The organism is Lentzea indica, assembly GCF_012184385.1.
GTDB classification, from domain to species: Bacteria; Actinomycetota; Actinomycetes; order Mycobacteriales; family Pseudonocardiaceae; genus Lentzea; species Lentzea indica.
In genome coordinates this window covers 1-10800 of record NZ_VSRL01000283.1, presented here as the reverse complement: position 1 = coordinate 10800, position 10800 = coordinate 1, and the positions used below count along the sequence as shown (strand labels likewise).

At 69.0% G+C, this 10800-nt stretch carries 12 protein-coding genes and 1 pseudogene; 8 read left to right on the top strand and 5 right to left on the bottom strand.

Annotation, left to right across the window (positions count from 1 at the left end):
* The 4 genes and pseudogenes from FXN61_RS41830 to FXN61_RS41815 all read right to left on the bottom strand — a co-directional run.
* Window positions 1-203, bottom strand: a pseudogene (locus tag FXN61_RS41830) (hypothetical protein); the annotation flags it as partial.
* 4 nt (window positions 204-207) lie between these two features.
* A complete protein-coding gene (locus FXN61_RS41825; RefSeq protein ID WP_188136063.1) occupies window positions 208-777 on the bottom strand; it encodes a thiamine pyrophosphate-dependent enzyme in 570 nt (189 codons plus the stop codon).
* Complete coding sequence (locus FXN61_RS41820) at window positions 777-1301, bottom strand: thiamine pyrophosphate-binding protein (RefSeq protein ID WP_167979391.1); 525 nt, start codon at window positions 1299-1301, stop codon at window positions 777-779. Before FXN61_RS41820 ends, FXN61_RS41825 begins: the two co-directional genes overlap by 1 nt.
* A 79-nt stretch (window positions 1302-1380) precedes the next feature.
* Entirely contained in the window at window positions 1381-2328 is a 948-nt protein-coding gene (locus FXN61_RS41815; protein ID WP_246292839.1) for a LysR family transcriptional regulator, read from the bottom strand.
* 50 nt (window positions 2329-2378) lie between these two features.
* On the opposite strand from FXN61_RS41815, the gene FXN61_RS41810 reads away from it, so the two are divergent.
* From FXN61_RS41810 to FXN61_RS41780, 7 genes are all read left to right on the top strand, one after another.
* Entirely contained in the window at window positions 2379-3536 is a 1158-nt protein-coding gene (locus tag FXN61_RS41810; protein WP_167979390.1) for an acyl-CoA dehydrogenase family protein, read from the top strand.
* The gene (locus FXN61_RS41805) at window positions 3533-4669 is read left to right on the top strand and encodes a CaiB/BaiF CoA transferase family protein (RefSeq protein WP_167979389.1); all 1137 of its coding nucleotides are present in this window, start codon (window positions 3533-3535) and stop codon (window positions 4667-4669) included. The genes FXN61_RS41810 and FXN61_RS41805 overlap by 4 nt, the downstream gene beginning before the upstream one ends.
* On the top strand, window positions 4666-5436 hold the full coding sequence (locus tag FXN61_RS41800; protein WP_167979388.1) for an HTD2 family dehydratase: 771 nt from the start codon (window positions 4666-4668) through the stop codon (window positions 5434-5436). The genes FXN61_RS41805 and FXN61_RS41800 overlap by 4 nt, the downstream gene beginning before the upstream one ends.
* Window positions 5433-6248, top strand: a complete 816-nt coding sequence (locus FXN61_RS41795; RefSeq protein ID WP_167979387.1) for an HpcH/HpaI aldolase/citrate lyase family protein — start codon at window positions 5433-5435, stop codon at window positions 6246-6248. The genes FXN61_RS41800 and FXN61_RS41795 overlap by 4 nt, the downstream gene beginning before the upstream one ends.
* Window positions 6249-6379: 131 nt before the next feature.
* Entirely contained in the window at window positions 6380-8809 is a 2430-nt protein-coding gene (locus tag FXN61_RS41790; protein WP_167979386.1) for a hypothetical protein, read from the top strand.
* Window positions 8810-8934: 125 nt separating this feature from the next.
* Window positions 8935-9153 carry a hypothetical protein gene (locus tag FXN61_RS41785; protein WP_167979385.1) on the top strand — a complete coding sequence of 73 codons (219 nt, stop codon included), beginning with the start codon at window positions 8935-8937 and terminating at the stop codon, window positions 9151-9153.
* Between the two features lie 32 nt (window positions 9154-9185).
* Window positions 9186-9404, top strand: a complete 219-nt coding sequence (locus tag FXN61_RS41780) for a hypothetical protein (RefSeq protein WP_167979384.1) — start codon at window positions 9186-9188, stop codon at window positions 9402-9404.
* A 7-nt stretch (window positions 9405-9411) separates the two neighbouring features.
* On the opposite strand, the gene FXN61_RS41775 is transcribed toward FXN61_RS41780, so the two are convergent.
* On the bottom strand, window positions 9412-10554 hold the full coding sequence (locus tag FXN61_RS41775) for a PucR family transcriptional regulator (RefSeq protein WP_167979383.1): 1143 nt from the start codon (window positions 10552-10554) through the stop codon (window positions 9412-9414).
* Between the two features lie 137 nt (window positions 10555-10691).
* Here FXN61_RS41775 and FXN61_RS41770 point away from each other — a divergent pair.
* On the top strand, window positions 10692-10800 hold a 109-nt coding region (locus FXN61_RS41770; protein ID WP_167979382.1), incomplete at its 3' end, for an SDR family NAD(P)-dependent oxidoreductase.

Below are 10800 nucleotides of genomic sequence, written 5' to 3'. Positions count from 1 at the left end.
GGCGCTCGCCGTGAGATCGGCCCAGGCCGGCAGCGCCCGGTGCGCGGCCTCGGCGCCTCGTCGACGTCACGCTGCCCGCCCCTGGCGATCTCCGCCCACGGCTCGCCGCGGAACGGATCGTCGGTGCGGAACCATTCGCCACCTGCCGGGTCGTGGTCCTTGCCATCGATGAACATCGGGTACTGCTGCATGGCGGACTCCATGACGTCAGAAGGTGGGCAGTTCCAGCGCGGCGCGGAAGTCGTTCTTGACGGCCACGCCGTCACGGGGCGGCAACGCGCGCGGTGGCTCGTCGGTGGTGATCGGTACATGCGCGAATGTGGGACCACGGCGCGCGAGCACTCGTTCGGCCACCGCCGCCACGTCGGTGCCGACGAAGGCGTCCGAGATGCCGAAACCCTGGGCCACGGCCACGAGATCGGTGCCGAGGCTGGTATGGCTCTGCTGCATGCCGGTCTCACCGAAGTGCCCGTTGTCGAGCACGACGACGGTGAGGTTGGCCGGACGGGCGGCGGCGATGGTGCCTAGGGAACCGATGCCCATGAGCTGCTCGCCGTCTCCGGTGACCGCGACGACGGAGCGGTCCGGCTGGGCGAGCGCGAGTCCGAGCGCGAGGGGAGCGGCGGCACCCATGGCGCCCCACAGGTAGAAGTTGCCAGGCCGGTGGCCGGCGGCGAACAGGTCGTAGGACGCCGAGCCCAGCCCGGACACGATCAGGGCGTCCGGCACGGCGGCTGTCAACGAGGCGACGAACTCACGGCGGTCGAGGCGGTTCATCAGCGCTCCCACTTCTTGCGGCCGATCAGCTTCTGTCCCAGCAGCACCGCGACCCGTTCGCCCGCCTCGAAGACGTTGTCAAGCGCGGCGCTCACGGTGTCCTCGACCTCGTCGGGGTCGTCGACACGCACGACCGTGATGCCCATCAGCTCGAACGCTCGCTGCGTGGCGCGGCCCATCGGCCCCTGCCACGGGTTGAACTCCGCGTACTCGCCCCGCATCGTCACGAGCGTGAGGAACGGGAAGCGGCACATCTCCAGCAGCGAGAACATGTTCACGCAGTTGCCGACACCGCTGCTCTGCATGAGCAGCACGGCGCGCTGACCACCCAGCCAAGCGCCGGCCACGACCGCGACGCCTTCTTCCTCGGTGGTGAGCACGACGCCGTGGATCCCGGGGTCGCTGTGCGCCTCACGGATGACGTGCGAGTGTCCGGCATCGGGGACGTAGGCGATCTGTTCGACCCCGCCCTTCCGGAGCACCTCGAAGATCTTCTCCTGCCACAGGGGCGGTGCTGGGCTCATGCGAGCCATCATCAGCGGTGATGGTGGCGCCTGAGAAATAGAAAGTCGTCATACCTCCATGCCGTCGCGGCATGGGGGTTCAGCTCTGCTGCGCGGACGGCCACCGTCCACTTCGGACCGCGTCGTGCACCTGGCGGACCAGCTCGCGTGCCACCACCTCGACGGCCGGTGGCACGCGGCCGGCACGCGGCATGCCGAGCACGATCGACCGCCACACCTCCGGTTCGCACAGCGGCGCGGCGGACAGCACGCCGTTCGCCACGTCGGTCGCGATGCCGACGCCCGGCAGGACGGTCCACCCGTGTCCGCCGAGCACGAGGTGCTTCTGCAGATGCATCGAGTTGGTCTGCACGCTGACGCGCAGTTCGGCTTTCGCGGTGCGCGCGGCGGACTCGATCAGGCTGCGCAGGGCGTGCCCGGAGGACGGCATGACGATCGGGTGCTCGGCCAGGCCAGCGACGGACACCGGCTGTCCCGCGTGCAGACCGGCGTCCGGGGGAGCGACCACCCACAGCTGCTCGCGCACCAGCGGCGTGACATTCAGCGACGGGGTGCTGGTGAGGTTGTAGAGCAGGCTCAGGTCGAGATCACCATCGTCGAGCCACTGCTGGAGGTGCCCCGAATACGCCGTGAGCAGCCGCAACTCGACGCCGGGGTGGTCGCGGGCGAGCGCGGACACCAGCGGCTCGGTCAGCAGGTCGGCCGCGCTCTCCAGCAGCCCGATCGTGACGATGCCCGTGACCACACCCGGCTCCGGAGCCAGTTCGGCACGGGCCCTGTCGATCTCGGTCAACGCGCGCCGGGCGCGTTCAGCGAGGCTGATTCCGGCGGCGGTCGGCCGCATTCCCTGCCTGGTGCGTTCGAACAGCGGGACGCCGAGCTCCTGCTCCAGCGCGCGGATCTGCCGTGTCACGGCGGGCTGGACCAGGTGCAGCAGCTCGGCCGCCCTCGTGACGCTGCCGACCTCCACGACCGTCACCAGCGCCTTGAGCTGTTTGAAGTCCATCTCGGCCCCGCATGAGGTCATGCCGACTCGTTATTACCAGGCCGGTCCCATTCACGGTGATGATAGATGGCATGACGCTGACCGAGGAAGAAGTCGCGATCGTCCGGCTCGTCGGCGAGTTCGTCGACCGCGAGGTGAAGCCGGTCGCGCGGGAGCTGGACCACACCGACACCTACCCGGAGAAGCTCATCGAGCAGATGAAGGAGATGGGCATCTTCGGGCTCGCCGTGCCCGAGCCGTGGGGTGAGGCACATGTCTCCGCGCAGTGCTACGCGATGGTCACCGAGGAGCTCGCGCGTGGCTGGATGTCGCTGGCCGGCGCGATGGGCGGCCACACCGTCGTGGCCAAGCTCCTGGTCGCGTATGGCACTCGCGAACAACAGGACAGGTACCTGCCGCGCATGGCCACCGGCGAGGTCCGCGCGACGATGGCGCTCACCGAACCGGGCGGCGGTTCGGATCTGCAAGCAATGCGCACGACCGCACGGCGCGACGGTGAGTCCTATGTGGTCAACGGCTCCAAGACGTGGATCACGAACGCTCGCCGGTCGGACCTGATCGCGTTGCTGTGCAAGACCGATCCCGCGGCCTCGCCCGCGCACAAGGGCATCAGCATCCTGCTGGTCGAGAAAGGCCCCGGCTTCTCGCTGTCCCGCGACCTGCCCAAGCTCGGGTACAAGGGCGTGGAGAGCTGCGAGCTCGCCTTCGACGACTTCCGTGTGCCCACGTCAGCTCTGCTCGGTGGCGAGGAGGGCCACGGGTTCGCGCAGATGATGCGTGGGCTGGAGATCGGCCGGATCCAGGTGGCGTGCAGGGCGCTGGGGGTGGGGCGGGCGGCGTTGGAGGACTCGCTGCGCTACGCCCAGGAACGGGAGAGCTTCGGCAAACCCATCTGGCAGCACCAGTCGGTCGGCAACCACCTCGCCGACATGGCCACGAAGCTGGAGGCCGCCCGGCAGCTGACGTTGCACGCGGCGCGCCGTTACGACTCCGGCGAACGGGCGGACCTGGAAGCGGGCATGGCCAAGCTCTTCGCTTCCGAGACGGCGATGGAGGTCGCCCTGAACGCGATCCGCGTCCACGGCGGCTACGGCTACTCCACCGAGTTCGACGTCGAGCGGTACTTCCGCGACGCGCCGCTGATGATCGTGGGTGAGGGCACGAACGAGATCCAGCGCAACGTCATCGCCCGGCAGCTCATCAAGCGCCACGAGGTCAGGTCGTCATGAGTCACCCTCTTGAGGGCATCACCGTCGTCGCACTGGAGCAGGCCGTCGCCGCGCCGCTCGCCACTCGTCATCTGGCGGACCTCGGCGCTCGCGTCATCAAGATCGAACGTCCGGGTGCCGGTGACTTCGCCCGCGACTACGACCGGACCGTCCACGGCCAGTCGAGCTACTTCGTGTGGCTCAACCGCGGTAAGGAGAGCGTTGAACTCGACATCAAAGCGGACCGCGCGCTGCTGCAGGCGATCATCGCTCGCGCGGACGTGTTCGTGCAGAACCTGGCGCCAGGGGCGGTCGAGCGGCTCGGTCTGGACGCGGCGACCCTGCGTGCCGCCCGGCCCGAGCTGATCCACTGCTCCGTGTCCGGCTATGGCCCACACGGGCCGTACCGCGACAAGAAGGCCTACGACCTGTTGGTGCAATGCGAAACCGGCCTGCTCGCGACGACCGGTACTCCCGAGGCGCCGTCGAAGGCGGGCATCTCGATCGCCGACATCGCCACCGGCATGTACGCCTACAGCGGCATTCTCACCGCCCTGTACGACCGTGAGCGCACCGGTCGCGGAGCCTCCCTGCACGTGGCGATGATCGACGCGCTCGGCGAGTGGATGAGCCAGCCCGCGTACTTCACCCGTTATGGCTCGCAACCGTTGCAGCGGACGGGTGCGCGTCACGCGTCGATCGCGCCCTACGGCCCCTATCGAACCGGTGACGGCTCTGTGTTCCTGGGCGTGCAGAACAACCGGGAATGGGCCGCGTTGTGCAAAGAGGTGCTGAGCCTGCCCGAACTCGTCGACGACCTGAGGTTCCGCACCAATCCCGACCGCGTGCGGCACGACGACGAGCTGACTCCGTTGCTGGAGGAGGTCTTCGCTGATCGCCCGGCCGACGAGGTGATCGACCTGCTGGACGCGGCGGGCATCGCGAACGCCCGGTTGCGCGGTCCAGGCGACCTGAACGACCACCCGCAACTGCGTGCCCGCGGCCGCTGGCGGGACGTCGACACACCAGCGGGTTCCGTGCAGGCGCTGCTGCCGCCGGTGGAGTCCGGCCGCGAGCCGGTGATGGGCACGGTTCCCGCGCTCGGCGAGCACAACGACGCCATCCGCGCGGAGTTCGGGAGGCTTTCCGCATGACCAGCGAACTGCTGCTGCCCGGCCCCGCCGTCGCTCTCGGTGCGCTGCTGGACGTTCCGGTGCCCGATCTCGAACGCGACGGCCTGCCGTTGTTGTGGCACTGGTTCTACCTGCTCGACCGCCCGGCGCAGAGTGATCTCGGCCTGGACGGGCATCCCGTGCGCAACACCATCGCCACCCCGCCTGGTCCTGGCCGGCGTCGGATGTGGGCCGGCGGACGGGTGCGCGCACGCGGTGCGTTGCGGTGTGGGGAGATCGCGACCCGTCGTTCGAGTGTTCTGTCCACACAGGACAAAGAGGGCAGGTCTGGTCTCCTGACGTTCGTCGTGGTGCGCCATGAGATCTGGCAACGCGACGAGCTCGTGGTCGAGGAGGAGCAGGACATCGTCTACCGCGCCGCGGGCGTCACACCGCGGTTCGACTCGACCGATGAGATCCCCGCGGCCGAGGACGAGTGGGCGATCGACGTGTCGCCGACGCTGCTGTTCCGCTTCTCCGCCTTGACATACAACGCGCACCGCATCCACTACGACCGCGACTACGCACGCGATGTCGAGGGTTATCCGGGTCTGCTCACGCACGGACCGTTGCAAGCGCTCGCCATGGCCGAGGCGGCACGGGGGCCGCGGTCCTTCGAATACCGGCTCATCTCACCGTTGTTCGACCACCAGGGCATGGTCGTGAAGGCGGTGGAGGACTCGGGTTCGATCGTGACTTCCGTGCGGGACGTCCACGGTCGCCGGACCGCCACCGGTGTGCTCCGATGAACGGCCGTTCGTTCCTGTTCGTCCCAGGTGACCGCCCGGACCGGTTCCCCAAGGCGGCGGCGAGCGGAGCCGACGTCGTCGTGTTCGACCTGGAAGATGCCGTCGCCGTTGAACGGAAAGACGAGGCGCGAGACCACGTCCGGGCCTGGCTCTCTGACGGCAACCAGGCTGTCGTGCGGATCAACGCGGCGGGCACACCGTGGCATGACGACGATCTCGCGGCTGTCAGCGTGGCAGCGGCCGTGATGGTGCCCAAGGCGGAAGAACCCCTCGATCTGGGCGTGCCCACGATTCCGCTGATCGAGACCGCTGCTGGTGTGCTCAACGCGGTGGCGCTCTGCGCGGCGAAGTCGGTGCTGCGCCCCGCGTTCGGCAGCGTTGATCTCGCCGCGCAGCTCGGCGTGGACCACCGATCGCACGAGGCTCTCCGGCACGCCCGGTCCACCGTCGTCCTGGCGGCTGCGGCAGCCGGATGTGGCACACCGATCGACGGTGTGACGACGGCGCTCGACTCACCTGGCGCGCTGCAAGCCGATCTGGAGCACGCGATCACGCTCGGCTTCACGGCCAAGCTGTGTGTTCATCCGCGTCAGGTGGAGGCGGTGAACCGAGCCTTCACTCCGTCCCCGGCACAACTCGAGTGGGCTCGCGCGGTCGTGGCGGTCGCGGAGAACGGCGCCGTGAGCGTTCATGACGGTGAGATGGTCGATCGCCCGGTCGTGGTGCGGGCCAGAGCCTTTCTGGCGGTACGCCGTCTGGCAAGAGATGCGCTGGTGGCCGGCCAGGAGTCCGGAATTCACTCGATCGAGTGAAAGGTCGGTTTCAGGCCGGTTTTTGTCCATGAATTGGCTTACCGAATCAGTAGCGCGGAACGGCTTGTTGGATCACGGTTCACCGGTAGCGGTGTGGAGGACGTCCAACGAGCGCGGAGTGAAGATCTTCGGTGACGGAGAAGTGGCAGAGCATCAACCGCGTGGAGGGTGACGCGGGCAACGTCGTCCAGGCGGAGCATGTCGGCGCTGTGCACATCCACAACGGGCACATCCACGACGGGCACCTCCACAACGGCGGGCCGCGCGGCAGAGCCGTGGCTCGCGTCGAGAGCTGGAGCCCGTTCGCGCTGCAGGTCCACCGCCCGCTCGAGGTGTCCGGGTTGGCGGAGCCGTTGCCCGAGCTGACGACCTACGTGCGCCGCGAGCACGACGTGGTGCTGGACAAGAAGCTTTCCGACCTCACGAAGAACAAGCTGATCGTGCTGGTCGGAGGTTCCGCGACCGGCAAGACCCGCGCCCTGTGGGAGGCGATCTCGGCGCACACCGCGCTGAGGGCCTGGAAGCTCGTCTATCCCAGGACCGGGGCGGAACTGCACGACCTGCTGGTGCACGACGAGGTCGAGCCGGGGACCGTGTTGTGGCTCAACGAGATGCACAACTACATCACGGGCCCGTTCGGCGAGGAGGTCGCGGCGAGGCTGCACGTCCTGGTGCAGGAAGGCATCCCCACCAGACCGGTCGTCGTGGTGGGCACGCTGTGGCCGGAGTTCTGGGAGATGCTGGTGTCCGAGCCGGTCTCGCTGGACGATCCGCACAGCAGCGCGAGGTTGTTGCTGGACAACGACAGCCGGGTTCTGGTCGCCGAGGCGTTCAGCGAGAGATCGATCGCCGTGCTGCGCAACGACCTCCGCGCGGATCCACGCCTCCGGATCGCGGCGAACGCCGCGGGTGAACGTGGTGCGGTGATCCAGACTCTGGTCGGAGGACCGAAGCTGGTGCGCCGGTTCGAGACCCCGAGCACCACGGTCGATCGTTACGCGGCCGCCGTGGTCTCCGTCGCCCTCGACGCCCGGCGGCTCGGGCACGGACACCCGTTCCTGACGGCGTTTCTCGCCAAGGCCTCCGCCGCCTACCTCGCGGAGGACGACCGGATCGACGCGCCGTCCGACTGGTTCGAGCAGGGGCTGCGCAGGGCGGCCCGCGACCGGTCCCACGGTGTGACAGCGTTGCTTCCCCGCCGGATGACCGACGACCAGCCTGGTGCCGCCGACAGCTACGACCTGCACGACTACCTGGAACAGCACAGCTGGCAGTCGCGGCGCTTCCTGTCGATCCCCGCGTCGTTGTGGGAGGTCGCGCGCGACCACTCGGCTTCCGCCCGCGACCTGAGCGCACTGGGCAACAGCGCGTACGTCCGGCTGATCTACGGCGCGGCTGAGCCTTTGCTGACCGCGGCGGCGGACGGTGGTGACGAAGCCGCGACGTTCCGCCTCGTCGACCTGCTGGCGCTGCAGCAGCGGTTCGACGAAGCAGTGCTCAGGCTCGGCAGGTTCGCGGCGGAGGGCCATCGCTCCGCACGCCGCCCGTTGGTCGATCTGCTGGCACGGATGCGCGCCGACGAGGACCTGATGGAGTTCGTCAACGGCGGCGACCGGTATGCCACGTGGCGCCTGGCCGACGTGCTGGAGGAACGCGGCGAGCTCGGACCGCTGCCGACCCTGTTGCGGCAGCACGACGACCGCGCCTCCCGCTCGCGGCTCGTCGAGGTGCTGTTGAAGCTCGACCGCGTCGACGAGGCACTCGACCTGTTGCGCCACGGCAACTCGGCCGCGCACTTCCGCATGATCGGCGTCATGCGCGACCGGGGCTTGGTGGACGAGCTGAAGAACTTCGAGCACGTCGACGGCGAGTGCGTGATGGGCGGGCTGTGCGCCCAGCACGCCAGGTGCCAGCTGGTCGAACTGCTGGCCGAACGCGGCGAGCTCGACCAGGCCCACCGGCTCGCCGAGGACGTCGACGACGTCGAGCGCAGGCAGTTCGCCCTGATCCTGTGGAAGCACGGCCACGAGGAGGACGCGAGATCCATCATGCGCAGGTCGGCGGACGCCGGTGATCTGATGGCGATGCGCTACCTCAAGGACATGTACCGACCGGCGAAGCGCGGTCGCCGGAACGCGCGAGCGCCGAAGCTGCCCCGGGTTCTCGCGCCGAGCGCCCGGCATCGCCAGGCCAACCGCCTGGCGGAACAGCACAACGTCGGGGAGCTGCGCGCGCTCGCGGACACGGGGTACGAGTACGCCCGCTGGCGGCTCATGAACCTGCTGGGAGAACTGGGCAACGTCACGCTTCTGGAGTCCGCAGCGGACACCGGGGACGTGCGGGCACACCGTCGTCTCGTGGAGATCCTCGCCGGCCTCGGACGAGTGGACGAGCTGGGCAGGAGGGTGGCGCGAGGGGACGGAATCGCGCGCGCCGAACTGCTCTGGCTTGCCTCCACACGTCAGCACACCTCGCACGAGGAAGCGGTGAACCTGCTCAGGTCCGGAGTGCGGCCGGACGGTTCGCCGGTGCGGCCCGCGTCCCTGGCCGGATCCCGGTAGCCGCGGAACGCACCGCGTCCTTGTTGTGAGGAAAACCCTGGGAAGACCGGGGAATCACGCCGCCGTGGGTCTGAAGCGCCCGGATCATGAGCTGGCAGCTGCCCCACACCACGAAAGGACCATCGGTGCGCAAGCTCATCTCCAGCCTGCTCTGCGGCCTCGCGTTGACCGCGGGAGCCCTCGCGGTCGCCGCCCCGGCCTCCGCCAAGGAGTGGAAGGAACTCCGCTCGTTCGACACGCTGAAGAAGTGCCAGGCGGCCATGAACGCCGTGCCCGGAACCCGGAGCTGTACGTACCGCACCGTCAACGGCTACCAGATCTGGACCCTGATCGTCTGGACCTGATTCTGCCCACCCGACCACGAGGACAGGACCAAATGCGCAAGATCGTCTCAGGCCTGCTCTGCGGGCTCGCCCTGACCACCGGCTCCGTGGCGCTGGCCGCCTCGGCGTCCGCCAAGGAGTGGAAGGAGGTCGGCACGTTCCGGAAGCTGAGCGACTGCCAAGCGGCCGCCAAGAGGTACAACGCCTCGACCAGTTGTGAGCTCCGCGGCGTCAACGGCTACACGTTCTACATTCTCACCGCCTACATCTGACGGGTCGTCACTCATCCACCGGCAGACCCGCGAGCCTGGCCACGCGCAGTCCGAGCATGAGCTCGAACCTCGCCTCTCCGTCGCGCGGGTCCAGCCCGGTGATCTCGGCGATGCGGTCGAGCCGGTAGTAGAGCGTCGACCGGTGCAGGTGCAGGGCCGCCGCGGTCTCGCCGACATCGCCGCCGCGTGAGCAGTACACCTCCGCGGTCGTCAGCAGGTCGGTGCGCTCAGGCTTGAGCAACGTGAGGACGCCGGGGTGCACGTCGTCGACGGAACTGTCGCCAACGGATGGTGGAAACGCGATGCGGGACACCAGCTTCCACGCCCCGAGCTCCGACCAGGACCTGACCCCGCCCCGTCCGTCCACGGCCGCGACCCGGTGCGCGGCCAACGCGCGCTGGTAGGCCGTCCTGGCATCGGCCAGTCGTTCCGGCCGGCCGCTCGTACCGATCGCGTGCGGCGTGAGCGAGTCCCGCACGGCAGCCGCGATCGTGAGGTCATCCATTGTGGACGATCTGGGCGAGACGGCCAGCAACACCAGTGGTTCGTCGGTGTAGGCGAGCCACCGCACGGAGAGACGGGTTTTCGGCCGCGTGGCCGTCGCGCCGGTCGCGACCAGGACGAAGGTCCTGGCATCCGGCGGCAACCCTTCGCGGGCGGCCAGCTGGGCCGCTGGACCTGCCGGGTCGTCCTCGCCGGTGAGAAGCTCCTTGAGCAGCTGCCGGGTGGTGTGCTCGGACTCCAGCCGCGCGCGGCCCGCCAGGTCGAGAGTCGCGGCGATCTGCTCAGCGGTCTCACGCGCGTCCGTGATCTGCTCTTCGGTGAGCGTCCGGTCCGCGTCCTGGACCCAGAGATAGCCCAGCGTGGTCCGGCCCGCCAGCACCGGGACGCACAACCGCGGCGCCATCTGCCAGCGGGGTAGCTCGGGGGTCCAGAACGCCTCGCGGTGCTTGCCGACCCCCACCCGCAGCGCGTCCGCCATCAGTTCCGGGGTGACACCGCGGCGCAGGATGCAGTGCACGCGGACCGGGTCGGCGTCCTCGTGGCTGCTGTAGGCCAACGGCCGCAGCTCGGGGTCGTCGAGCAGGACCGGACGCCCCAGCCGGGCGGCCAGGGCGTCGACGTGGTCCTGCACGACGCGAAAGTCCATGCGACGACGATAGACCGATTGCGACGAGTGTCGGAACGGGCGTCCGAGAGTTCCCGAGTCCGTCCGAAGTCACCGGTCCACTCAGGCCCTAGCGTCGATTCTCGTTACCTCGCAACCGGTATCGGGAAGGAGCGGGCATGCGCGTCTTGGAGGGACAGGTCGCTGTCATCACCGGTGGTGGTCGCGGCATCGGCCGGGCCATCGCCGAGCGGTACGCCGCGGAGGGCGCGCGGGTCGTGGTCGCGG